This window comes from Streptomyces rubradiris (assembly GCF_016860525.1).
In the GTDB taxonomy this organism is placed as follows: domain Bacteria; phylum Actinomycetota; class Actinomycetes; order Streptomycetales; family Streptomycetaceae; genus Streptomyces; species Streptomyces rubradiris.
Genome location: NZ_BNEA01000007.1, coordinates 397288 through 420099 on the forward strand (window position 1 = coordinate 397288; position 22812 = coordinate 420099).

The following is a 22812-nucleotide window of genomic DNA, read 5'->3' on the forward strand; positions in this document are numbered from 1 at the left end:
ACGCCTCCCGGTACGCTCCCAGTGCGCCTCTCCCTCACCGCCCCGCGTCGGCCTCGCCGGTCACCGCGGCCACCTGCTCGGGGGTGTAGCCGATCTCGGTCAGGACGGACGCGGTGTCCTCGCCGAGTTCCGGGCAGGGCCGCCGTACCCCGGAGGGCGAGCCGGAGTAGCGGACGGGATCGCCGATCACCCGGTAGGCGCCGACGTGCGGGTGCTGCTGCACGTCGAGCATGTGCCCGTCGACCCAGTAGGGGTGCTCGCCGGCGTGGTCGAGGTTCATGACCGGGGCGAACGGGATGGAGTGCCGGGAGCAGAACGCGTCCCACTCCGCGGTGGTGTGCCCGCCGGTGTACCGGGCGAGCAGCTCGTACAGCTCGCCGATCTTCGACTGGAAGTTCTCGGGGGTGAAGCCCTCCAGTGCCTCGGGGTGCCCGACGAACGTGAAGAAGGCCTCGGCGTCACGGTAGTTGTACGGCAGGACGCACGCGTATCCGTCCTTGGTCGGGAACGCCGCGTGCCCCGGTTCCAGGGAGCGCGGGAAGCCGACGGGACCGGCCGGGGGCTCGTACGCCTGGCCGCCGATGTGCTCGACCAGGGTGAAGGCGAACATCGTGTCCGCCATCGGCACCTCGACGTGCTGGCCCTTGCCGGTGCGTTCCCGGCCGAGCAGGGCGGCGAGCACGGCGTAGGCGATGGTCATGCCGCAGACCTTGTCGGCCATGGCCGTGGGTACGTAGTAGGGCTGGCCGGTGACCCGCCGCATCAGGTCGACCATGCCGGAGGCTGCCTGGATGACCTCGTCGTAGGCGGCGTAGTCGGCGGCCGGCGAGTCGGAGCGGAAGCCCTGGGCGTTGCAGTAGACCAGGCGCGGGTTGCTCTCGGCCAGGTCCTCGTAGGTGAGACCCAGCTTGCGCAGGGCGCGTGGGCGCATGTTGGTGATCAGCGCGTCGGCCGTGCCGATGAGCGCCAGCGCGGCCTGCTTGCCCTCGGGCGTCTTCAGGTCCAGCCGGACACTGCGCTTGTTGCGGTTGATGTTGAGCGCCAGCGCCCCGATGGTGTCGGCGTCCCGCCGGTGCACATGCCGCATCACGTCACCGACGGGCGACTCGATCTTGATGACGTCGGCGCCGAGGTCGCCGAGGATCTGGCAGGCGTAGGGCCCCATGATGACGCTGGCCAGGTCGATGACGCGCAGGCCGTCGAGGGGGCGGGTGCCGGATGCCGGGGTGGGGTGGTTCATGAAGGTCTCATCCCCTTGCGGAATGACTCGTCCCGGTGCGGGACGGGGAGGGTTGCGGTGAGGGAGGGCCGGCGGCGCGCGGCTGCGCGGGCGTGGGCTCGGGGTCCAGGGCGCGGAGCCACACGGGCTCAGCGCTCGGGACACAGGACTCTGGGCGCGGGGCCTCGGGGCCAGGGCTCGGGGCGCGGGGCTCAGACGAAGGCGCTGATCCCGGTGGCCGCCCGGCCGACGATGAGGGAGTTCATGTCGCGGGTGCCCTCGTACGAGTAGAGCGCCTCGGCGTCGGCGAAGAAGCGGGCCGCCTTGTACTCCAGCAGGATGCCGTTGCCGCCGAACACCTCGCGGGCCCAGGCGACGGTCTCGCGCATCCGGGTGGTGCAGAACATCTTGGCCATGGCCGCCTGGGCCTCGCTCAGCGCGCCCTCGGCGTGCAGCTGGGCCATCCGCACCGCCATCGCCTGGGAGGCGGTGATGTTGCCGAGCATGCGGGACAGCAGGTCCTGGATGAGCTGGAAGCTCCCGATCGGCTTGCCGAACTGCTCGCGCTCCACCGCGTAGGCGCGGGCCGCCTCGTAGGCGCCGATCGAACAGCCGATGGCCTGCCAGGCCACACCGCCGCGGGTGACCTTGAGGACGCGTGCGGTGTCGCGGAAGGAGTCGGCCCGCTGGAGTCGGTTCTCCTCCGGGACCCGGACGTCGTCCAGGACGATGTGGGCGTTCTGCACACCGCGCAGGGCGATCTTGCCCTCCAGCTTGCGGGCGGTGAAGCCGGGAGTGCCCTTTTCCACGACGAAGCCCTTGACCTGCCCGTCCGCCTCGTCGCGGGCCCAGATCACCACCAGGTCGGCGAACGTGCCGTTGCCGATCCAGCGCTTCTCGCCGTTGAGCACCCACTCACCGCCGTCACGGCGGGCCGTGGTCAGCAGTCCGCGGGCCGTGCCGGAACCGACCAGCGGCTCGGTCAGACCGAACGCGCCGATCTTGCGCCACTCCACCATCTGCGGCAGCCAGCGCTGCCGCTGCTCGTCGGAGCCGCACTCACGGATGGAGCCCATGCCCAGCCCGCTGTGCACGCCGTAGAAAGTGGCGAACGAAGGGTCGACGCGGGCCATCTCCATGCTGATCAGGCCGCTCAGCAGCGGGCTGCGCGCGGTGATCCCGGGGGCGTCGCCGGGGATGCCGGTGATGCCCAGGTCGCGGATCGCGTCCACCAGGTGGAGCGGGGACTCGGAACGGGCCCACAGCTCGCCGGCGGTCGGTTCCACCTTGTCGGCGAGGAAGGAGCGGATGCGCTCCAGCGTCTGCCGTTCCTCGGGTTCGAGCAGGTCCTTGATCCTGAAGAAGTCGCCCTCGACGGCGAACGGATCCATCTTCTTGTGGTGCGTGGCCATGATCGCCCTTCCGTGTCGGAGAAACATGCGGGGCACCGGTCCCGGGTTCCCCGGACACCTGGCGGGTGAGTCCTCACTCGCGCTTTCGGCCCACCGCTGGTCGGCTGCTCTTCCAGTGCACGCCCGGAACACCCCATAGGTCAAAGACGAAAAAACGACCAGGGCCCAAGGAGATACCAATGCCGTCCTCGCGCCGAGCACTCCGGTACATATCCCCGCAGAATGGGATCAAATATCCGGCGAACCAGCGGAGGCGGCTCGGTGATGCGTGACAGCGCCGAGGACGGCGAGGGGCCGATCGAGGAGCAGCCCGGGCTGTACGACGAGGAGGACCCGGCCACCCCTGAGGACGAGGACTACGAGGAGACGGCCGACGCGGACGACGCGGTTCACGACGATATGGCCGACGCGGACGACGAGGTCTACGACGGCACGGCCGGTCCGGACGAGGAGCCCGCCGTCCGGAGGAGGGCGGCCGACGCGGACCCCGATGTCTTCCTCGACGTCCCGGTGCTCAAGGTAGACCAGATCGACCTGGACGTGGAGGACCTGCGGGCGCACGTCTCGCTCCAGGCCGAGGTGCTGGATCTGCTGAGGCTGAACGTGGGCGCCGATGTCGCGCTGGGCCGGGTGCATCTGGGCATCTCGGGGGTGGAGGCGCAGGCCCGGCTGGAGGTGCGGCTCGACAACGTGGCGACGATCATCAACCGCGTGCTCACCACGCTCGACCGCAATCCGCAGATCCTCGAGGAGCTGACCCGCGGGGTGGGGTCCGCCGTGCGGGACGTCGGCAGCGGGGCGCGGCAGGCCGTCGGCGAGCTGGGTACGGGCGCGAGCAGGGCGGTCGCCGACCTCGGCAGCGGAGCCGGGTCGGCCGTGCGGGACGTGGGCCGAGGCGCCGGCCGAGGGGTCGAGGGCGTGGCCCGCGGGGCCGGCCAGGCGGTGGAGGGCGTGGGCCGTGGCGCCGGCCAGGCGGTCGAAGGTGTAGGGCGGGGCGCCGGTTCAGCGGTGGAAGGGGTGGGCCGTGGCGCCGGCTCGGCGGTGGAGGGCGTCGGGCGGGGTACCGCGGGCGCCGTCGGGGACGTGGGCCGTGCGGCCGGGGGCACTGTGACGGGCGCCGTGAGCGGGGTGACCGGGGCGGTCGAGGACGTACCCGGCGTCGTCGGGGAAGCAGCGGGTGCCGTGGAGGACGTGCCGGAGGCCACCGAGATCGCGTCGGGTGCCGTCGACATCGTGCCGGAGGCCGCCGAGGCCGCGCCGGATGTCGTCGAAGACGTGCCGGAGGCCACCGAGATCGCGTCGGATGTCGTCGAAGACGCACCTGGCGCCGTCACCGACGCGCCGGACGCCGCGCGTGGTGGCGTACGCCGGGCCGCGGCCCCCGGAGGGGCCCGGACGCGCGGGCCCGACGACGCGTTCCGGAATCCGGCAGTCCCCGGTCACGGCGGCACCCGCGCGCGCCGAGCACGTGGCGAGGACGGGAAGTCGCCGCCCCGTCCCGTGCGCCGCCGCGCCCCCAGGGAGCGGGACGAGCCGCCCTGAACGGCCGGCGCCCCGGCTCCGGACGCCGCCCATCCGCCCTGGGACATCGCGTTCCGGGCGACCGTCCGCGCCGACCGCCTCCGCTTCACGGAGGAACCGCGAACAGCGGTCCGCTTCCCCGGCACCGGGAAGCGGACATCGACGTCCCGCAGCGAGCGCACGAACCTTCCCGACGAAGTCGTCGCCGGGAAGGAGTACCGGGACGCCCTGATCGTCTACCGCCTCGCGACCCGGCTCGCCGGGCGGCCGGGGGACGGCGAAGTCACATCTTGACGCGGCGCAACTCGATGTCCCGGTTGACGAAGAGGTGCACATACCCGCATTGCCAGCAGATCAGCCCCGTCGCCGTCTCGTCCGCCCAGGCCAGTTTCATGAATTCCATGCCGGTGCTGTTGAGCTTCACGCCTCGCTCGCGGAAGAGCTCTCCTCGGCAGACCTGACAAGTGATCCGCGTGTCGCCCAGCCAGGCGTGCACCACCTTCGCCATATCCGCCCTCCCTGTACGTTCGCGCCCAGAGCAGGGCGGTGTGCTGTGCCGCGACGACCGTGCCGTACGCGGCTGTTCGGTGCCGGGAAGAACGACACCACACTTCCGGCCGAGGTTGGCGACAATTGAGCGAGATCTGAGGAAATGCACCGAGTGTGCGCTCCGTGCCGGAAACCCGGCTCGCACCGCCCGCCCGAGGGGTGCCGCGACGGGCGGACACGGCCGGCCCACTGTCTGGCGCGATCCTTGCGAACCATGGCGCCCGCGCCGTCGGCATGGGCGCAGGCGGTGATCCACGATGGTGGCGAACGGAAGGAGAGCACTCATGACCCGCATAGCCATCAACGGATTCGGCCGCATCGGACGCAACGTGCTGCGCGCGCTGCTCGAACGCGACAGCGCTCTGGAGGTCGTCGCCGTCAACGACCTCACGGAGCCCACCGTCCTGGCGCGACTGCTCGCCTACGACACGACGGCCGGCCGGCTCGGCCGGCCGGTGAGCGCCGACGGGGACACGCTCGTCGTCGACGGCCGGCGCATCAAGGTGCTGGCCGAGCGGGAGCCGGCGCGGTTGCCGTGGGCCGAACTCGGGGTGGACATCGTCCTGGAGTCGACCGGCCGTTTCACCTCGGCCAAGGCGGCCCGCGCGCATCTGGACGCGGGCGCGAGGAAGGTACTCGTCAGCGCTCCGTCGGACGGTGCCGACGTCACGCTCGCGTACGGGGTCAACACCGGGGCGTACGACGCGGCCCTGCACACGATCGTCTCGAACGCCTCCTGCACGACGAACGCGCTCGCGCCGCTGGCCTCGGTGCTGGACGAACTCGCGGGCATCGAGCACGGTTTCATGACCACGGTGCACGCCTACACCCAGGAGCAGAACCTCCAGGACGGTCCGCACCGCGACGCCCGCCGTGCGCGTGCCGCCGCCGTGAACATCGTGCCGACCACCACGGGCGCCGCCAAGGCGATCGGACTGGTGCTGCCGAATCTGGACGGCAAGCTGTCGGGTGACTCGATCCGGGTGCCGGTTCCGGTGGGCTCGATCGTGGAGCTCAACACCACCGTCAGCCGGGAGGTGTCGCGGGACGAGGTGCTGGCGGCCTACCGCGCCGCCGCCGAGGGGCCGCTCGCCGGCATCCTCGAATACTCCGAGGACCCGCTCGTGTCGTCCGACATCACGGGCAATCCGGCCTCGTCCGTCTTCGACTCGGCCCTCACTCGCGTGGATGGCCGCCATGTCAAGGTGGTCGCCTGGTACGACAACGAGTGGGGTTTCTCGAACCGCGTGCTCGACACACTCGACCTGCTCGCCGCGCGCTGACCTCACCCGGCGAGGACTGCGCGGTCACCGGCGCCCCGGACCCCCGTACGGGGCCCGGGGCGCCGCCGTGCCCGGTCAGCCGGGCAGGTCGCCGGTGTAACGGTAGATGTTCCCGGCCGAGTTGACACCCCACACGGTGCCGTCCGCGCCCGCCCCGATGTCCGACAGTCCACCGGGAATCTGCACCCACGGACTCGCGTCGTTGTTGGTGTAGTGGTAGATGTTCCCCGCCGAGTTCACGCCCCACACCGTGGTGCGGGAGCCGGCGGCGATCGCCCTCAGCCCGCCGCTGATCTGCTTCCAGTGGCCAGACTCCTGGTCGCCGGTGTAACGGTAGATGTTCCCGGCCGAGTTCACCCCCCACACCGTGCCGTCCGCACCCGCCCCGATGTCCGACAGCCCACCGGGAATCTGCACCCACGGACTCGCGTCGTTGTTCGTGTAGCGGTAGATGTTCCCCGCCGAGTTCACACCCCACACGTTCGTACGCGAACCCACCGCGATCCGCGTCAACCCACCGCTGATCTGCTTCCAGTGACCGGAGCCCTGGTCACCGGTGTAACGGTAGATGTTCCCGGCCGAGTTCACCCCCCACACCGTGCCGTCCGCACCCGCCCCGATGTCCGACAGCCCACCGGGAATCTGCACCCACGGACTCGCGTCGTTGTTGGTGTAGTGGTAGATGTTCCCCGCCGAGTTCACGCCCCACACGTTCGTACGCGAACCCACCGCGATCCGCGTCAACCCACCGCTGATCTGCTTCCAGTCGGCCATGCCGCCGACTCCCTTCGCTCGGGAAGCGCTGCCTTCGCATGCTGTCCGGGCGGAACGGTTCACCATGTAAAGCGAATTAAAGAATGATCTTCTTTATTGTCTCGAAGGGCACGTTTCGCGCCGCTGCTGCCGACCCCGACTGGCCCGCATCCACGCCCAGACGCATCGAAGTGACGCGAACCGGCGTCATCCGCACGGGTTGTCCGCGCACAAGAAATTGACGCTTTCATAAGATCATCCGCTCTATAGACTCCGCGAATGACCGGCGATCTGATTCACCTCACCGTCCTGGGCTCCGCGACGCCCCATGCCACCGTCGACAATCCGTGCTCCGGCTACCTGGTGTCCCAGGGCGCCACCCGCCTCTGGGTGGACGCGGGCAGCGGGACACTGGCGCAGTTGCAGCGGCATGTCCGGCTCGACGAGGTGGACGCGATCTGGATCTCGCACCTGCACGCCGATCACAGCGCGGATCTGCTCACCGCGTACTACGCGGTGCTGTTCGCCGACGTCCGGTTCGACGCGCCCATCCCCCTGTACGGGCCGCCGGGCACCGCCGACCGGCTGGCCCACTTCCTGACCAACACCTCGCAGCGCAGCCCCGTCGAATCCGCCTTCGCCTTCCACGAGTTGCGTGACGGGCATCATGCGAACGTCGGCGGTCTCACGCTGACCACCCGGGCGGTGGAGCACGGCATACCGGCCTTCGCCGTGCGCATCGAGGCCGGGGGCCGGTCGCTGGTCTACTCCGGGGACACCGCTCCGTGCGCCAACCTCACACGACTGGCGAAGGGATGCGACGCGCTGCTGTGCGAGGCCGAGAGCAGCCAGGCCCCGGCCGACGGCCCCCAGGCACACCACACTCCCGAGGACACCGGCGACACGGCCAGGTCGGCCGGGGCGCGCCGGTTGCTCGTCACCCACGTCGGCCCGACCCTCACCCCGGCCGAAGCGGTACGACGCGCCTCGGCCCGGTTCCCCGGCCCCGTCGACTACGCCGCCCCCGGCACCACCTTCTCGATCGGTTGAGGCAGGCGGGCGTGCCACGGCTGATGAACCGGCGCGCGGGTGCCGAACCGGCAGACGACGCGGGTGCGAACCGGCAGACGCTGCCGGGCGCTCGCGGGTCTGTCCTACGCGGCGCTCGCGCGGTCTGGCCTACGCCGCACGCATGTCTCACGCGCCGGTGACTCCGTCGATCCGCTCGCGGATGAGGTCCGCGTGACCGTTGTGACGCGCGTACTCCTCGATCATGTGCACCAGGATCCAGCGCAGGGAGACTCCCCGGTCACCGACATGACCGGCCTCCCGCTCGGGCAGCCGGCCGGAGCCGTCCAGCGCCGCTCCGTCGATCACCGCACGCCCCCGGGCAACCTCCGCCCGCCAGACGGTCATCGCCTCGTCGAGCCCGCGTTCCGGGTCGAGGGCGAAGCCGTCCGGGTTGCTTGCCCCGAAGGCCGGCGGCACGTCCCGGCCGGCGAACACCCGCTGGAACCAGTCGCGTTCCACCTCGGCCACGCTTCCAGCATGGCGCGCTCGGCCGTCGGCGCCGCCCCTACGCCCGACCGCCGCCCGGAGCGGCGGCCTCCAGGTCGTTGATGGTGCCCGACATGATCGTGCGCACGTGCTCGGTGATGTGCTCCGCGGGCCAGTCCCACCAGGCCACCGCGAGCAGCCGGGCGATCTCCTCGTCGGAGTAGCGGGTGCGGATGAGACGGGCCGGGTTGCCACCGACGATGCCGTAGTCGGGTACGTCGGCGGTGACCACGGCGCCGGAGCCGATGATCGCGCCGTGTCCGATCCGTACGCCCGGCATCACCGTCGTGCCGTGGCCGAACCAGACGTCGTTGCCGACGACGGTGTCTCCCCGGTTCGGCAGGTCGGTGAGCAGGTCGAAGTGGTCGGCCCAGGAGCCGCCCATGGTGGGGAACGGAAACGTGGAAGGGCCGTCCATACGGTGGTTGGCGCCGTTCATGATGAACCGCACCCCCGTCCCCAGCGCACAGAATTTACCGATGATCAGCTTTTCCGGACCGTAGTGGTAGAGCACGTTGCGGGTCTCGAACGCGGTGGGGTCGTCCGGGTCGTCGTAGTACGAGTACTCCCCGACCTCGATCAGCGGGGACTTCACCAGCGGCTTGAGCAGGACCACGCGAGGCTGTCCGGGCATGGGGTGCAGGACGGTCGGATCGGCGGGTACGGGCATGGCGGGTCCCTCGGTGCTTGAGAAGCGATGGTGAACCGGTCCATGATCGCGTCGCTGCGCCGTCCCGGCCCACCTGTTTTCGGCCCCGCCGCCGTCCCGGTTCACGGCGGCGGCCGAGGGGCCGGCCAGCTCGTCAGCGGGGACGACTTGCGAGTCACCGAGCCGGGAGAACTCGCCCGGCCGTCACCGGCGGCGCCGGTGTGACACCAGCGCGCCGGACCGGCTGTCGCCGCGCGTGACATACCTCCCGCGCACTCCTGTTGATCATATGACCAATTCGCTTCCGTGCTTCGGACCGCATGCGACGTGGACATCACAGCAGTGGATTGCCCTTCCCGGTGAGGAGGTCGCATGGTGCGGGTCGAGCGGTTACTGGCCGACTGCCTGGACGACGTACGTACCGAGCCGTCGGGCACCGTGCCCCTCACGGCGGAGGACCCCGAGTACGCCGCGGCCCGGCGGACCTTTCTGACCGCCGGACTCGAAGCGCTGCGCGCCCACACCCCCGAGGCCGGCTGGGTCCAGCTCAACCTGGCCGTCACGCCACCACCGTACGGCCGGCTCGCCACGGCGGCACGCGAGTTGCTCGGCACCGGGCAGGCCCGCGACTTCTTCTTCATGCACAAACCCCCGGGGCTGCGCGTACGGTTCCTCGCGGCGGAACCGTCCCGGGCACCGGAACTGCGCACCGCCCTGCTGCGCCACCTGACGCCGGAACGGACCGGGGCCGCCGGGACGCCGGCCGTGGCCGGTGTGTACGAGCCGGAGACCTACCTCTTCGGCGGCCCGCGCTCCATGCCCTGGGTGCACGAGCTGTTCACCGCGGACTCCCGGGCCTGGCTGGACGTGCACACCGCCGTGGCCGGTGCTCCCGCTCCGGTCGGCTGGCGGGTGTCCCTGGCCTTGCTGCACGCCGTGTTCGACGGGCTCGGCATCGTCGGCTGGGAGCACCGCGGGGTCTGGCAGGTCGTACGGGAGGAGACCGGCCGGCGGCTGCCGGGCGGCCTCGGCGAGCCGGACCTGCGCCGGGCCGCCGCCGGGATCCGCGCCTACTGGGAGCAGCGCCCCGAGGACCGGCTCCAGGCCCTCCCGAAGGCCTGGCGGGACGTCCTCGGCGAGCACCTGGTGGCGGTGGGGCGGGCCGCGGAGCGCTGGCACAGCCACTACTTCGCCTCCGGTGAGGCCACGGTCGGTCCGCGTCGGGCCGCCGCCCACCACGTGATCTTCCACTGGAACCGGGGCGCGCTGCCCACCGTACGCCAGTGCCTGCTCACCGAGGCACTCGCCGCGGACGGCCGGGAGGAGGCGGACTGAGCATGGAACACGTACCGGCACGAGCGGACCGCCCAGCCGACCGGCAAGACAAGCAAGACAAGCAAGACAGGCAGGAGACGCGCGCGACGCACGACAGCCACGACACGGCACCCGGAACCACGGCCCGACCCGCGCACACACCCGACACCGCACCCGGCACCTCGGCCGTACCGGCCCGCACATACGACACGTCACCCGGGGCCACGCCCGTACCGGCACAAGCCGCCGAACCGGCCGACGCGCGCGACACCGCGCTCGGGGCCACGGCGCTGCTGCGGCTGGGCGGCATGCCCGGCACGGCCTGGACGGCCGGTGCCGCCGAGCACCTTTTCGACGGTGCCGCCCGGCACGCCGACACCACCGAGCGGCTCGCCGCGCAGGCCCGGTCGCTGGCCGACCGGCTGGGTGCCGAGGTCGTACCGCACCCTTCGCTGGCGTCCGCCGACCGGGGCGCCGTACTCGCGCTGCGGCGGCGGCTGCACTCGGGAGCGGCACCGGGGGCACCGGACTGCGTGCTGCTGGAGCGCTCGTCCGCCGTGCCCGCTGACCTCGCCGGGCAGGCCCGCGCCCTGCTGCGCGGCGCCGAGGCGGCGGAGGCGGCACTGTCCCGGCTGCGGCAGGAGGTCACGGCCGAGCAGCAGCGGGTCGCCGAGCAGGCATGGCGCACGGCGTGCTCCAGCCCGGTGCTGCGCGCGTTCCTGGACAGCGCCGCTCCCGCACTCGCCGAGGACATCGAACGGCGGCTCGCCGACGGCCAGTCGTGGTCCGGCAAGCAGTTGCGCAAACGTGCCGCCTACCTGTGGCGCATCGTGGGCCGGGCCGCGGTGAAGACGACGCCGCGCGGCTGGGCGGGCCAGATCGCCGCGCTCCCGGTGGCCGACGGCCCGGACGACGGCTGCCTGCCGCTGCTCGCGCCCGGTACCCCCCTCGGTGCCCTCGCCGCGATCGCCGTGGAGAACGTGCACCTCCTGCGGGCCGGCACCGCCCCCGTGGATCTGAGCACCGCCGACCCCGCGACCCTGCTCGCGCCGACGCCCCTGCACTTCGCCGAACCGTCCGCCCCCGCCCCCGGCGACCCGCCCGGACAGGTGCGCTGTTACGTCGTGGACCCCCGTGAACCCGGCCGGCTCCGGCAGATCGTGCTGCGCCGCACCCGCGTGCTGGAGAGCATCCTGGCCCTGCTCGCCGACGGGCCGCGCACGCTCGGCGAACTGGACCGCGTGCTGCCCGCGCTGAGCGCCCCGCCGGGCCGGCCGGCCGTGGCCCCCGCGGTGCTGCGCGGGTTCCTCCAGCACCTGCACGGGCTGGGCGTCGTACAGATCTGCCGGGCGCCCCGGCAGCACTGCTCCGGCTGGGTGCCGGCCGAGACGGTCGGCGCCACCGGCGCGCTGCCGCCGGTGCCCGCGGGCGGCGGGGCAGACGCCTGGTTCCTCGACTCCTACCGCCGGCTCGGTGCCGGCGCCGCCGTGCCCGCGGCTGCCGCCGCACGCGTCCGGCGCGGGCTGCGCATCGCGGCCCGGCTGGCCGCCCTCCGGGAGGCCGACCGGCCGGCGGAGCCGCCGGAGCGGCAGCCCTGGTTCGCCGGGCTGACCGAACAGGCGCGCCCCATCAGCGAGATCCTCGCCGACCGGCTGAACGCCGACGAACCGCCGCCCGTCCGCCGCCGTTATGGGGGCTGGCACCCCGCCCACGACCCCGCCGGCGGCTACGCCCGGCTGCTGGCCCACCTGGACGCCGCCGCCCGTTCCGGCACGGCCTGCGTGGACCTCGACGACGCGCTGCTGGACGAGCTGGGCGCGCCGCCCGGCGGTGCCACGCTGCCGCCCTGGCCGGTCGACTGTCTGCTGCGCCCGCTGCCCCCCTCCGCCGACGGCGGCCCGGTGGCCGTGCTGGAGACCGCCTCGTCCGCCGGGGTGCTCGACGCCCGGTTCGCCGACGGGCTGCGCACCCTGCACGGCGGCTACGGCAACAGCGACGCCTACCGTGCCTTCCTCTCGGCCGTCGAGGAGCGCACCGGGGTCCGCTTCGTCGACCTGCTCGTCCCGCCGCTCGCCGAGCGGTCCGCCAACGCCGTGCGCCGCCCGGTGACGACGCGCTGGTGGACCGGCGACCCGGACCCCACGCCGTACTACGGCTCGCCCGGCGGGCACGCGCGCTACCTCCCGCTGGACCGCATCAGCCTGCGGCGCGCCAACGGCCGGATCGTCGCCGAGGCGGACGGGCGGCGCGTCATCCCCGTGTACCAGGCGACCCGCTCCCCCGCCCCGCCCTACGACACCCTCGTACGGCTGCTGCTGGCGGCGAGCCATCCGGCCGCCTCCTATCTGGTGCGGCTGGACGCGCTGGACGCGGCGCTGCCCGACCGGGCCCGGCTGCCCCGGCTCACCGCGGGCGGCGATCTCGTCCTCGCCCCGGCGACCTGGCGCGTCGACCGCGGCAAGCTGTGGGAGCCCGGCGACGACCCGCTGACCAAGGTCCGTGTCCTCGCCCTGCTGCGCCGGTCCGCCGGTCTGCCCCGGCACGCGTTCGTGCGCACCGCCCCCGGCGCCAAGCCGGTCCCGGTGGACCTCGCCTCGCTGACGGCCCTCCAGCTGATCGAGCGGCTGTGCGCCCGGGAGGCGGGCACCGCGCTGCTGGTGGAGGAGATGCTGCCGGCCCCCGAAGACCTGCTGTTGCGTGACCCGCTGCACGGCGGCGCGCGAGTCGCCGCGCAGCTCCTGCTCCGGCTCCCCCACGACCGATGCGCCGGCCGGCTCGCCGAGGCCGCCGCCGACGCCCTGGTCGACGCGGGCCGGCACGACGTCCCCGGCCCGCCCGCCAGGCGGCCCGCCGGGGCGGCCAACACCCGATGAGTGAACAGTGAAAGGGGAAGTCCCATGCCCGCACACGAGATCACCGAACTCGACACGCTGATCAGCGACCTGGAGGAGCGGATCACCGACGAGGAGCTGCCGTCGGCGGACGGGTACAGCGAGGGATGCAGCGGCCTGTGCACGATCGTCATCTGTGCCACGGTCATCATCTGTGGATGACGCTCCCAGGAGCCGCCCGCCCGTGCGGGCGGCTCCGCCCCGCCCGTGACGACGTTTGGAGGATGATGCCGCACGATCCGGCAGTACCGGCCGCCCCGCCGGACGAGGACGTCCACGGCCTCGCCGTCCGCTGCCTGATGGAGTGGGCGGAGGCGCCCGACCGGGGCGTACACCGCTGCGACCCCGGGATCCCGGTGCTGGCCCACCTGGTCGCGGACGACCGGGCGGCGCCCGCCGCCGTGGCCGTGTGGTCCCGCACGGCCGGGCGCGGGCCGTCCCACCCCGCCCTGTACGACGGGGGCCTGGCCGGCACGTTCGTCGGCCTGCGCCTGGGCGCCCGGGTGCTTCCGGGGCTGGGGGCCGCGGCGGACCGGCTCGGCGCCCACCTCGCCGGGCGCCCGCTCAGGTACCGCACCCGCGAGGTCGCGTTCCCCGACTACGACCTGATCTCCGGCCCCTCGGGCCTGCTGCTCGCGCTGTGCGCGACGCAGCCGGGGCTGCCCGTGCCGCGACCGCTCGCCGCGCATCTGGCGCTGCTGTGCGACGAGGAGGAGCTGGGGCGGCTGCGCGCGGGACAGTACACGGACCACTCGTTCCTGGCGTGGATGCAGGGCCGCGTCAACACCGGCATGGGGCACGGCGTCGCCGGGCTGGTCACCGCGCTCACCGCGGCACTGCGCCGCACCGGGCCGGATCCGGACCTCGCGGGCGATCTCGCCGGGGCCCTTCGCCGGGCCACCCGCTGGCTGGTCGGCCAGGCGTACGACGACGAGCGGGGCATCCGGACCTGGCCCGGCGCCGGACTCGCCGAGCCGCCCTCCCGTGAGGCCAACCCCCGCCAGGCGTGGTGCTACGGCACGCCGGGGGTCGCCTGGGCCCTGTGGGACGCCGCCGACGCCCTCGGGGACGAGGCCGCCGCCGACTGGGCCGCGACCGCCTTCACCACGCTCGCCGAGCGCTACGACGAGACGTTCCACCTCTTCGGCGACACCCCCGGCGACCGGCTCGGGCTGTGCCACGGGGCCGCGGGCGTGCTGGCGGTCGCCGACGCCTTCGACCGCCACGCCCGGCTGCTGGCGGCGAGCGCGCTGAAGGACCGGCTCGTCGGCCATCTGACGTCCCGGATGGCCGCCCGACCGCCGGCCGAGTGGTCCGCGGACCTCCTCACCGGCCTGCCGGGGGTGCTGGCCGCGCTGCTGACCGCCGTCCACGGGGCACCGCGCGACTGGCTGCCCTGCCTGGGGCTGCGCTGACGCAGCCGGTGCGGGGCCGCCGCCACGTCCTCCGCGGCCGGCGATCCGGCTCTTCGCGGCGCGGGTCCCGCCACCCGGCGGGGGTGCTCCGGCCACCTGCCGGATGGTTCGACCGGTCCTGCTGCCTGGAGGGTGGTGACTGGCGAGCACCCCCTGCTCGACGAGCACCCCCTGCTCACCGGGCCGGTGAGGTGCCGCTCCGCGCGGAGAAGGAGGCGGATGGTGACCGTGCGACTGACGATGCTGTGCGCGACCGCCACACCGGGCGGCCCCGACCGGGACCTCGCGAACGAGAGCGTGGCCGGCGCCGTGCGGGCGGCCCTGCCGCCGTACGCGCGGGCCCTGCGGGCGCCCTCGGCCCGCTGCGCGCGGACCGCCGGGGCCCTGGCGGTCGAGGCGACGCCGGAGGAGACCCTGCGGGATCTGGACCACGGCGCGTGGGACGGCCGTCCGCTGCGGGACATCGCGGCCAAGGACCCGCACGGCCTGTCCGCCTGGCTGACGGACCCCGAGGCCGCGCCGCACGGCGGCGAGTCGGTCGCCCGGCTGTGCGACCGTACGGCGGCCTGGCTGACGGCGCTGCCCGACGGCCCGGGGCTGCTCGCGATCACCGAGGCAGCGGTCATCCGGGCCGCCCTGGTCCATGCCCTGGCCGTGCCCGCCCGCGCCTTCTGGCAGCTGCGGGTGCCACCGCTGTCGACGGTGACGCTGACGATGCGCGACGGCCACTGGACGGCCCGGCTCACACCGCCCACGGCACCGCGGCGGATGCCGCCGACGGCCGGGGGAAGCGTCCCCGGCGCCGTCCTGCTCGCCCTGCCTGCCGACCGGGAGCGGCTCTGCCCCGCCGGACGGCCCTGACCTGACCGCCGCGCGGCCACCGTGGCGGGACACCGGGCGGCGGCCCCGTACCGGCACGGCACCGGGGCCGCGAAGGCGACGCGGGCGCCCCGGCGGCGCGGCCGGGCCCGGCGTGGTACGAATCGGACACAGTACTCCCACAGAGGCTGGAGCACATGTGATCCGGGTACTGGTGGTCGATGACGAAGCCCTGATCCGCACGGGCTTCCAGCGCATTCTGGACGCGGCCGACGGCATCGAGGTCGTCGGGGCGGTCTCCGGCGGTCAGGCCCTGCGGACGGTGCGGGAGACGCGTCCCGATGTGGTCCTGCTGGACATCCGCATGCCGGACGTGGACGGGCTGACCCTGCTGAGCGACATCCGGCGGCTGCCGGAGCCTCCGGTGGTGGCCATGCTGACCACGTTCGACATGGACGAGTACGTGGAGACGGCGCTGCGCTCGGGCGCCGCCGGCTTCCTGCTGAAGGACACCGACCCCGAGGCGCTGCCGCCGGCGGTGCAGAGCCTGGCCCGCGGTGGCACAGTGCTGTCGCCCAAGGTCACGCGCACGGTGGTGGACGGCTATCTGAACGCGGGGACCCAGGAGCGCCCGCCCAGGGCGCTGGAGCGGCTGACCGAGCGTGAGCGCGAGGTGCTCGTGCTGATCGCCGAGGGCCTGTCGAACACCGACATCGCGGCCCGGATGCACCTGAGCACCGGCACCGTGAAGGACCATGTCAGCGCGATCCTGACCAAGCTGGAGGTCAGCGGCCGGGTCCAGGCAGCCCTCCTCGCCCAGCGGGCCGGACTCCTCGCCGAGGGCGCGGAATGACCCGCCGGCCGTCCCCGCTGTTCCTGGACGGCGTGGCCGTGGCCCTGGCGCTCCTCGACGTGTGGGCGCACTGGGACATCGAGGAGCCGCTGCGGATGGCGTGCGCGCTGGCCGCCGCGGTCGCCCTGCTGCTGCGCCGGCCGCAACCGCTACTGACCTTCCTGCTCACGCTGCCCGCGGTCCTGCTGTCCGACGCGGTGTTCGCCTGCCTGGCCGCGCTGTACACGCTCGCCTCGTTCAACCGTCCCCGGGCGCTGCTGGTGGTGTGCGCCCTGGCGTTCGCGGTCAGCGACACGACGTCGCTGCCGTCGCCGGAGCTGGATCTGACGCGTACCCCGACGCTGATCGCCCTCGGGTACAGCGCCGCCACGGCGGCGGCGGCCGTCTTCCTGGGGCAGCTGGTGCGCACCCGTCGCGATCTGTCGCTGAGGCTGGCGGAGATCTCGGAGGCGCGTGACCATCAGCAGTTGCTGACCGCACAGGCCGTCCTCGCCAAGGAGCGCGCGCAGCTGGCACGGGAGATGCACGATGTCGTCTCCCACCAGGTCAGTCTGATCGCCGTACGTGCCGGGGCGCTGCAAGTGGGTGCGGGCGACCCGGACACCAGGGAGGCGGCGGCGACGATCCGGCGGCTGAGCGTGCAGACGCTGGACGAACTGCGTCACATGGTCGGTGTCCTGCGCGCCTCCAGCGGTCACCCCACGGAGCTCACCCCGCAGCCGGCGCTCAGCGACATCCAGCGGCTGGCCGACAACTGCGGCATCAGGACCGAGCTGCGCATGGACCTGCCCGAAGGTCTTCCGCCGACCGTCCAGCGCGCGGTCTACCGCACGGTGCAGGAGGCGCTGACCAACACCCGCAAACACGCCCCGGGCGCCACCGCCCACATCGACCTGAGCCATGCCGACGGAGCCGTCCGGGTCCGGGTCACGAACACCGCGCCGACCCAGCCGCCGCTGCCCCTGCCCGGGGCGCACCACGGCCTGCTCGGTCTGCGCCAGCGCGCCGAACTCCTCGGCGGCACCATGACCTCGGGCCCCACCAGTGACGGCGGCTACGAGCTGTGCGTCGTGCTCCCGGCCCAGGACACGAGGTGAGCACCCGCGACAGAGGGGTTCATGTCGCGGCGACGAGTGTGTTGTCGCCGCGGCGGCCGGCGAGGTAGTCCTCGACGTTGGACACGGTGGTACGGACGATCTGACCGACGGCGTCCTCGGTGAAGTACGCCTGGTGCGAGGTCAGCAGGACGTTGCCGAAGGTCATCAGCCGGGCCAGGCGTTCGTCGGTCATCACCTCCAGCGACTTGTCCAGGAAGAAGACGCCGGCCTCCTCCTCGTACACGTCGAGGCCGACCCCGGTCAGCCGTCCGGCGCGCAGCGTCGCCAGCAGGGCGTCGGTGTCCACCAGGCCGCCCCGGCTGGAGTTGACCAGGATGGCGTCGTCCTTCATCAGGCCCAGCGTGCCGGCGTCGACGAGGTGATGGGTCTCCGGGAGCAGCGGCACGTGCAGGCTGACCAGGTCGGCCTCGGCGAAGAGCCGCTCGCGTGGCACGTACTTCATGCCGAGGGCGAGGCAGTCGGGATTCTCCGTGATGTCCCAGCCGAGCAGCCGCATCCCGAACCCGTGGGCGATCGCGGCGAACGCGGACCCGATCTTTCCGGTGCCCACCACACCGGCCGTCCGGCCGCGCAGGTCGCGGCCCATCAGTCCGTCGAGCCGGAAGTCGAACTCGCGGGTGCGGTGCGCGGCGCGGACGATCCGGCGGTTGACCGCCAGGGCCAGGGTCCAGGCGAACTCGGCGACAGAGTACGGCGAGTAGTACGAGACGCGGGCGACCGTGACGCCGAGTTCCCCGGCGGTGGTGAGGTCGATGTTGTTGTAGCCGGTGGACCGTTGGGCGATCATCCGGGTGCCGCCCGCGGCCAGGGTGCGCAGCACGCCTGCGTCCAGGGTGTCGTTGACGCCGCTGAGCACGATCTCGTGGCCGGCGGCCGTCGGAACGGTGTCCCGGTCCAGGAACAGCCGCAGGCAGCGCAGCTCGTGCCGCCCGTGGAACGCCTTGTCGAACGCGGCCCTGAGCAGGGGTTCCTCATCGGAGAGAACGCCGTACGCCACGATCTCCACGTGCACTCCTCCCATCGGGTCTTCCCACCGTAGGCCGCGACACCCCGGGACGGGCTCCAGCGGCACGCGCCTGGCGCCCGGGTGGCCCTGGCACCCTCGGGTTCCCGCTCCCGGAAGCCGAGCGGGGGCTGGGCGTCCGGGGTGTCGGCCCGGCTGTCGTATGCGGCGCGGGCGGCGTCGGTCTTCGGCAGGCGCACGTTCCGGCAGGGGCGCCGTGGCTGTTGTGCCGCCCCCCTGCCGGGCCGCCTCGGCCAAGTCGGTGAATCATCCCCAGGGCCGGGGGTGCGCCCTCAGATACCGCTCGGCTGGGTCATGTCGCGGCCCGCGGTGCTTCCGCCGTCCACGGTGACCGACGCGCCCGTCATGTACGGGAAGTCGTCGGACGCGAGCCCGAGCACCGCGCGCGCGATCTCTTCCGCGTCGGCCATCCGTTCGAGACCGTCGACGTTGAGCGGCCCCCACGCCTGCTTGTACAGGGCCCAGTCCGCGTCCGGGATGCCCGGCGGGCGGACGAAGGGGGTGTCGGTGGTACCGGGCAGCAGGGCGTTGATTCTGATTCCCCTGGGTCCGTAAGCGAGCGCCGCGGACTTCACGATGCCCTGTACCGCCCGCTTGCTCGCGGTGTAGGCGGCGCCGTTCGGCCGCGCCTGTTCGGCCGCTGACGACGAGGTGCAGATGATGACGCCGCGCTGTGCCCTGAGCATGTGCGGGATCTCGTACTTGATCGCGAGGAACACGCCTCGGGCGTTGGTGGCCTGGACGTCGTCCCATTCCTCGACGCTCATCTCGTGGGGAAGTCTGCCGCCACCGATGCCGGCGTTGTTGAAGGCCACGTCGATGCCGCCGTAACGGCTCGCGACCCGGTCCACGAAGCGCTGTACCTGGGCGGCTTTCCGGACGTCGGCCTGGAAGTACGTGGCTTCGCCGCCCGAGGCCCGGATCTCCCGTTCCACCTGGCGCCCCAACGCGGCTCTCCTCCCACAGAATCCGACATGGGCACCCTCTGCGGCGAACGCCATCGCCGCCGCCCTGCCGATACCGGAGGTGGCGCCCGTGATGAGCACCGACTTGCCCGGGAAGCGGCCGGCCTGGGACCTGGACGGGGCGCCGGCCGCGTGGGCGGTAGTGCCGAAGGCCGCGCCGGCCAGGCCCAGGGCGGCAGCACCGCCGAGGAGGGTCCGCCGCCCCGTGGCCGCGGAACCCGCACTCGTGCCGGCAGTCGGGTTCGTGTTCGCATGCGTATCCATGACGAGCACAGTGGCAGCCCGTCCAGGCGCACGGCTCCCTCCCGCGGCCGTACCTCACGGCCGGTGGGAGGAGACGCCCTCCTCCCACGGCAGGACCCCGGGAGCCGGACGTCCGCCTATCGTGGGCCGGGTGAACCGATCTTGGATCGAGCTTGCGTTCGACAGCAGGTACGCCGTCATACGCGCCTTCGCACTCGCCGGCGCGCTGATCGGCGACTTGCTGCTGTTGCAGCGGCCGTCCGGAGCACAGGACTGGAGCCTTGCCGCAGCCGGAGTTGTGCTGTGCCTGGCCGCGGGCAAGTGGGCGTTCGGCGCGCTCCTGGCGCAGTCGGTGCTGCTCGTCGTCGCCCACACGCTGGGCGCGAGCACCGTTTCCGCGGTGAAGGTGCTGGCCGCCGTCACCCTCTTCGAGCTGGCCGTTCGGCAGCCCGGGCGCCGTCTGGCCGCCGGGACGACGGCACTGGCGGTCGCCGTCGCCGTGAACCGTCTCGACGACCTGCCCGGCGAGCTTTTGGAGGTGCTCTACAAGATGGGCGTTGTCGCAGGACTGCCACTGCTCCTGGGCGCGTACGTGCGCGTGACCCGCGACGCCGCGGCGCATGCCCGTCAGCACGCGGAACAGCAGCGACTTCGCGCCGGACAACAGCTGCTGGCCGCCCGCGCCGCGGAGCGCACCACCATCGCGCGCGAGTTGCACGACCTCGTGGCCCACCACGTCTCCTCCATGGTGCTGCGCGTCGGTGTCGCCCGGCATGTCGTCGCCGCCACCAGCACCACCGACCCGCGGATCACCGAAGTCCTCGACGACCTGCACTCCAGCGCCGGCGCGGCACTGACCGATCTGCGGCGCCTGGTGGCCGTACTGCGCACCCCGGACGGTGCCGGTCCCGACACCGGTTCCCTGATCGTGCCCGGGGCGCTGCCGGCGGCACTGGAGTCGGTGGTGGAGCACAGCCGACAGTCCGGCCTGACCGTATCCGCTTCCGTGGACCCCCGTGTCGCGCGGCTCGACGCGGTATGTGGCCTCGCGGTCCTCCGACTGGCACAGGAAGGCTTGGCCAACGCCGCCAAGCACGGCGGACCCGGCGCACACGCGGAGCTGACCGTTCGGTTGGCCGATGACGCCGTACAGGTGACGATCCGCGACGACGGGGCCGGAAGAACGCGGCCACCGGTCCCGGGCCCGTCCGGACACGGCCTGATCGGCATGCGTGAACGCGTGGATCTGCTCGGCGGCCGGCTGGACGCGGGCCCGGCTGCCCGGGGCTGGCGGCTCACGGCCGAACTGCCCGTCACCGCCACCGGCGTGGAGCCGCTGCTGTGATCCGGCTCCTGATCGTCGACGACCAGCAACTGGTCCGCATGGGGCTGCGCATGCTCTTCGAGCAGGCCCAGGACATCGAGATCCAGGGCGAGGCGGACAACGGAGCGGAGGCGGTACGACTGGCTGAACGCCTCGCTCCCGATGTCGTCCTCATGGATCTGAGGATGCCCGGGATGGACGGCATCACGGCCACCCGCCGCATCCTCGCCGCGCGCCCGGCCACCCGCGTCGTGGCCCTCACCACGTTCGACGACGACGACCATCTGTACCCGGTGCTCGTGGCCGGAGCCTGCGGTTTCCTCGTCAAGGACACCCCGCCGACCGAACTTCTGGACGCCGTACGCCGGGCCGCCGACGGAGAAGCCCCCTTCAGCCGGAACGTTCTCGGCCGCCTCGTCTCCCACGCTCTCCGCGCCCGTTCCTCCTCCGACACCCCCAAAGCCCCACCGGTGCCGGCCATCACCCCGCGCGAGCGGGAGGTACTCGGTCTGCTCGGCGCGGGCCTGTCCAACAAGGAGATCGCCGACCGGCTGCATCTCGGGGTCACGACGGTGAAGACGCATGTGGCGAACCTGATGGCGAAGACGGGCCGGGACAACCGCATCCGTCTCGCCGTTCTGGCCGTCCTCGCGGGCGTCACTCCGGACCGGTCCGCCCCCGCCGCGCATGAGCCGCCACGCTGAACCGGCACAGCACGGCCCGACTGTCCGCAGTGTCCACCGATCTGTTCCGACCACTCGCCGGGTTGCCCGTTGCCGGCCCGGTCGCTCTGCCGCGGCCTTGCCGCCGGCGTCGGAGACGAAGACGGGCAACGGGGCCGGGTCCGGGATGCCGGGATGCCGGGGAACGACGAAGGATGGGCCGCCTCCCTGCGTTTCTTCTGCCTCTGGCTCGCCCGCTTGGTCCGCCGCCGGAACGCTCAGGTGGTGTGGACGAGCTGGATCAGGTTGCCGCAGGTGTCGTCCAGGACGGCCGTGGTGACCGTGCCCGTCTCCAGCGGCTCCTGGGTGAACCGCACGCCCAGCCGGCGCAGCCGGTCGAACTCGGCCCGTACGTCGTCCACGGCGAACGAGGCGGCCGGGATGCCGTCCTGGACCAGCGCGGTCTTGTACGGCCGCACCGCCGGATGACCGGAGGGCTCCAGCAGGAGTTCGGTGCCGTGGGGGTCTTCCGGCGAGACCACGGTCAGCCAGCGGTCCTCGCCCAGCGGAACGTCGTGTTTCCTCACGAAGCCCAGCACCTCGGTATAGAAGCGCAGGGCCTTGTCCTGGTCGTCGACGAAGACGTTGGTCAGGTGGATTCTCATGGAGGTCTCTCCGATGGGACGACGTGGCCTTGGGGCCATCGTCCGCCATGAACGCGGGTCACGCAGGGGCATGCCGCGCGCACCCTCATCCTGCCGAATCCCCGAGTCCCTGCGGGCGCGGACCGCGGCCGTGCGCCCCGCCCCCGGTTCGCGCTCCCCGCGCGCCCGTTCCTCACCCTCCGCGCCCCTCCTCCCGCCGCATCACCGTGAACACGCGCGGGCACTCTCCCCACTGGATCAACTACCCATCGTGACCAACGTGTGTCGCGCCAGCCCGAAAGGAACCATGGTCCCCATGCGTCTCGCTGCTGCCCTCAGCGGTCTCGTCCTCGCTCTCGGCGGCGCCGTCGCCGCCGCCCCGGCCGCCCACGCATCCCCGCAATCCTGCTTCTACGCGGTGTTGGAGCAGCACCCCCAGGCGAACCCCGAGGTGGTCGAACGAGCCTGTCTCACCGGAGCCCAGGGCACCGAGGAGGCCATCCGGTCCTGTTACACACAGTTGCGGCGGGAGTACGTCCCCGCGGTGATCGCTTTGGATGCCTGCCGGCGCGCGCCGCGGTAGGAACGGCCGGGGGG

The 22812-nt window shown here is 72.8% G+C and carries 22 protein-coding genes; 13 read left to right on the forward strand and 9 right to left on the reverse strand.

The genetic code is table 11. The annotated features are described in order from the left end of the window. Positions 1-34: 34 nt before the first annotated feature. Together Srubr_RS11085 and Srubr_RS11090 are read right to left on the reverse strand one after the other, a co-directional pair. Positions 35-1240, reverse strand: coding sequence for a CaiB/BaiF CoA transferase family protein (locus tag Srubr_RS11085; RefSeq protein ID WP_189991155.1), 1206 nt, complete (start codon positions 1238-1240; stop codon positions 35-37). Positions 1241-1431: 191 nt separating this feature from the next. Further along, positions 1432-2631, reverse strand: a complete 1200-nt coding sequence (locus Srubr_RS11090) for an acyl-CoA dehydrogenase family protein (RefSeq protein ID WP_189991157.1) — start codon at positions 2629-2631, stop codon at positions 1432-1434. 264 nt (positions 2632-2895) lie between these two features. On the opposite strand from Srubr_RS11090, the gene Srubr_RS41935 reads away from it, so the two are divergent. Then, the gene (locus Srubr_RS41935; protein ID WP_189991159.1) at positions 2896-4173 is read left to right on the forward strand and encodes a TrbL/VirB6 family protein; all 1278 of its coding nucleotides are present in this window, start codon (positions 2896-2898) and stop codon (positions 4171-4173) included. 262 nt (positions 4174-4435) lie between these two features. Here Srubr_RS41935 and Srubr_RS11100 read toward each other — a convergent pair whose 3' ends face one another. Further along, complete coding sequence (locus tag Srubr_RS11100; RefSeq protein WP_189991161.1) at positions 4436-4660, reverse strand: hypothetical protein; 225 nt, start codon at positions 4658-4660, stop codon at positions 4436-4438. Between the two features lie 325 nt (positions 4661-4985). Between Srubr_RS11100 and gap the strand changes: the two genes are divergently transcribed. Beyond that, positions 4986-5984: a type I glyceraldehyde-3-phosphate dehydrogenase gene (gene gap / locus Srubr_RS11105; RefSeq protein ID WP_189991163.1), complete on the forward strand. Its 999-nt coding sequence runs from the start codon at positions 4986-4988 to the stop codon at positions 5982-5984. Positions 5985-6059: 75 nt separating this feature from the next. Here the strand turns inward: gap and Srubr_RS11110 are convergent, their stop codons facing one another. Next, positions 6060-6758 carry a tectonin domain-containing protein gene (locus Srubr_RS11110; RefSeq protein WP_189991165.1) on the reverse strand — a complete coding sequence of 233 codons (699 nt, stop codon included), beginning with the start codon at positions 6756-6758 and terminating at the stop codon, positions 6060-6062. A 258-nt stretch (positions 6759-7016) separates the two neighbouring features. Between Srubr_RS11110 and Srubr_RS11115 the strand changes: the two genes are divergently transcribed. Next, entirely contained in the window at positions 7017-7787 is a 771-nt protein-coding gene (locus Srubr_RS11115) for an MBL fold metallo-hydrolase (protein WP_189991167.1), read from the forward strand. Between the two features lie 147 nt (positions 7788-7934). On the opposite strand, the gene Srubr_RS11120 is transcribed toward Srubr_RS11115, so the two are convergent. Continuing rightward, on the reverse strand, positions 7935-8276 hold the full coding sequence (locus Srubr_RS11120) for a mycothiol transferase (RefSeq protein WP_189991169.1): 342 nt from the start codon (positions 8274-8276) through the stop codon (positions 7935-7937). Positions 8277-8313: 37 nt separating this feature from the next. After that, entirely contained in the window at positions 8314-8964 is a 651-nt protein-coding gene (locus tag Srubr_RS11125; RefSeq protein ID WP_189991171.1) for a CatB-related O-acetyltransferase, read from the reverse strand. Positions 8965-9315: 351 nt separating this feature from the next. Between Srubr_RS11125 and Srubr_RS11130 the strand changes: the two genes are divergently transcribed. From Srubr_RS11130 to Srubr_RS11160, 7 genes are all read left to right on the forward strand, one after another. Continuing rightward, positions 9316-10278, forward strand: a complete 963-nt coding sequence (locus Srubr_RS11130) for a thiopeptide-type bacteriocin biosynthesis protein (RefSeq protein WP_189991173.1) — start codon at positions 9316-9318, stop codon at positions 10276-10278. Between the two features lie 2 nt (positions 10279-10280). Beyond that, positions 10281-13130, forward strand: coding sequence for a lantibiotic dehydratase (locus Srubr_RS11135; protein WP_189991175.1), 2850 nt, complete (start codon positions 10281-10283; stop codon positions 13128-13130). A 24-nt stretch (positions 13131-13154) separates the two neighbouring features. Next, a complete protein-coding gene (locus tag Srubr_RS11140; RefSeq protein WP_189991176.1) occupies positions 13155-13310 on the forward strand; it encodes a hypothetical protein in 156 nt (51 codons plus the stop codon). A 62-nt stretch (positions 13311-13372) separates the two neighbouring features. Beyond that, entirely contained in the window at positions 13373-14563 is a 1191-nt protein-coding gene (locus Srubr_RS11145; protein WP_229926507.1) for a lanthionine synthetase LanC family protein, read from the forward strand. Positions 14564-14782: 219 nt separating this feature from the next. Next, entirely contained in the window at positions 14783-15424 is a 642-nt protein-coding gene (locus tag Srubr_RS11150) for a histidine phosphatase family protein (protein WP_189991178.1), read from the forward strand. Positions 15425-15581: 157 nt separating this feature from the next. Then, positions 15582-16235, forward strand: a complete 654-nt coding sequence (locus Srubr_RS11155) for a response regulator (RefSeq protein ID WP_189991181.1) — start codon at positions 15582-15584, stop codon at positions 16233-16235. Then, positions 16232-17332 (forward strand): sensor histidine kinase, encoded by a 1101-nt coding sequence (locus Srubr_RS11160; RefSeq protein WP_189991183.1) that lies wholly within the window; start codon positions 16232-16234, stop codon positions 17330-17332. Before Srubr_RS11155 ends, Srubr_RS11160 begins: the two co-directional genes overlap by 4 nt. Before the next feature lie 19 nt (positions 17333-17351). On the opposite strand, the gene Srubr_RS11165 is transcribed toward Srubr_RS11160, so the two are convergent. Next, positions 17352-18359 (reverse strand): 2-hydroxyacid dehydrogenase, encoded by a 1008-nt coding sequence (locus tag Srubr_RS11165; RefSeq protein WP_189991835.1) that lies wholly within the window; start codon positions 18357-18359, stop codon positions 17352-17354. A gap of 290 nt (positions 18360-18649) precedes the next feature. Next, on the reverse strand, positions 18650-19606 hold the full coding sequence (locus Srubr_RS11170; RefSeq protein WP_189991184.1) for an SDR family NAD(P)-dependent oxidoreductase: 957 nt from the start codon (positions 19604-19606) through the stop codon (positions 18650-18652). Between the two features lie 130 nt (positions 19607-19736). On the opposite strand from Srubr_RS11170, the gene Srubr_RS11175 reads away from it, so the two are divergent. Beyond that, a complete protein-coding gene (locus Srubr_RS11175; protein ID WP_229926508.1) occupies positions 19737-20930 on the forward strand; it encodes a sensor histidine kinase in 1194 nt (397 codons plus the stop codon). After that, positions 20927-21613 (forward strand): response regulator transcription factor, encoded by a 687-nt coding sequence (locus Srubr_RS11180; protein ID WP_189991187.1) that lies wholly within the window; start codon positions 20927-20929, stop codon positions 21611-21613. Before Srubr_RS11175 ends, Srubr_RS11180 begins: the two co-directional genes overlap by 4 nt. A gap of 236 nt (positions 21614-21849) precedes the next feature. On the opposite strand, the gene Srubr_RS11185 is transcribed toward Srubr_RS11180, so the two are convergent. After that, entirely contained in the window at positions 21850-22236 is a 387-nt protein-coding gene (locus Srubr_RS11185) for a VOC family protein (RefSeq protein WP_189991188.1), read from the reverse strand. Between the two features lie 295 nt (positions 22237-22531). Here Srubr_RS11185 and Srubr_RS11190 point away from each other — a divergent pair, with 295 nt between their 5' ends. Further along, the gene (locus tag Srubr_RS11190; protein ID WP_229926509.1) at positions 22532-22798 is read left to right on the forward strand and encodes a hypothetical protein; all 267 of its coding nucleotides are present in this window, start codon (positions 22532-22534) and stop codon (positions 22796-22798) included. Positions 22799-22812: the final 14 nt, after the last annotated feature.

Bases quoted from the DNA above. Each gene is read 5' to 3' on its own strand.
- Srubr_RS11185 (WP_189991188.1), bottom strand. From the start codon at position 22,236: ATGAGAATCCACCTGACCAACGTCTTCGTCGACGACCAGGACAAGGCC.
- Srubr_RS11135 (WP_189991175.1), top strand. From the start codon at position 10,281: ATGGAACACGTACCGGCACGAGCGGACCGCCCAGCCGACCGGCAAGAC.
- gap (WP_189991163.1), top strand. From the start codon at position 4,986: ATGACCCGCATAGCCATCAACGGATTCGGCCGCATCGGACGCAACGTG.
- Srubr_RS11090 (WP_189991157.1), bottom strand. From the start codon at position 2,631: ATGGCCACGCACCACAAGAAGATGGATCCGTTCGCCGTCGAGGGCGAC.
- Srubr_RS11125 (WP_189991171.1), bottom strand. From the start codon at position 8,964: ATGCCCGTACCCGCCGATCCGACCGTCCTGCACCCCATGCCCGGACAG.
- Srubr_RS11130 (WP_189991173.1), top strand. From the start codon at position 9,316: ATGGTGCGGGTCGAGCGGTTACTGGCCGACTGCCTGGACGACGTACGT.
- Srubr_RS11190 (WP_229926509.1), top strand. From the start codon at position 22,532: ATGCGTCTCGCTGCTGCCCTCAGCGGTCTCGTCCTCGCTCTCGGCGGC.
- Srubr_RS11100 (WP_189991161.1), bottom strand. From the start codon at position 4,660: ATGGCGAAGGTGGTGCACGCCTGGCTGGGCGACACGCGGATCACTTGT.
- Srubr_RS11110 (WP_189991165.1), bottom strand. From the start codon at position 6,758: ATGGCCGACTGGAAGCAGATCAGCGGTGGGTTGACGCGGATCGCGGTG.
- Srubr_RS11085 (WP_189991155.1), bottom strand. From the start codon at position 1,240: ATGAACCACCCCACCCCGGCATCCGGCACCCGCCCCCTCGACGGCCTG.
- Srubr_RS11115 (WP_189991167.1), top strand. From the start codon at position 7,017: ATGACCGGCGATCTGATTCACCTCACCGTCCTGGGCTCCGCGACGCCC.
- Srubr_RS11160 (WP_189991183.1), top strand. From the start codon at position 16,232: ATGACCCGCCGGCCGTCCCCGCTGTTCCTGGACGGCGTGGCCGTGGCC.
- Srubr_RS11140 (WP_189991176.1), top strand. From the start codon at position 13,155: ATGCCCGCACACGAGATCACCGAACTCGACACGCTGATCAGCGACCTG.
- Srubr_RS11150 (WP_189991178.1), top strand. From the start codon at position 14,783: ATGGTGACCGTGCGACTGACGATGCTGTGCGCGACCGCCACACCGGGC.
- Srubr_RS11145 (WP_229926507.1), top strand. From the start codon at position 13,373: ATGATGCCGCACGATCCGGCAGTACCGGCCGCCCCGCCGGACGAGGAC.
- Srubr_RS41935 (WP_189991159.1), top strand. From the start codon at position 2,896: ATGCGTGACAGCGCCGAGGACGGCGAGGGGCCGATCGAGGAGCAGCCC.
- Srubr_RS11170 (WP_189991184.1), bottom strand. From the start codon at position 19,606: ATGGATACGCATGCGAACACGAACCCGACTGCCGGCACGAGTGCGGGT.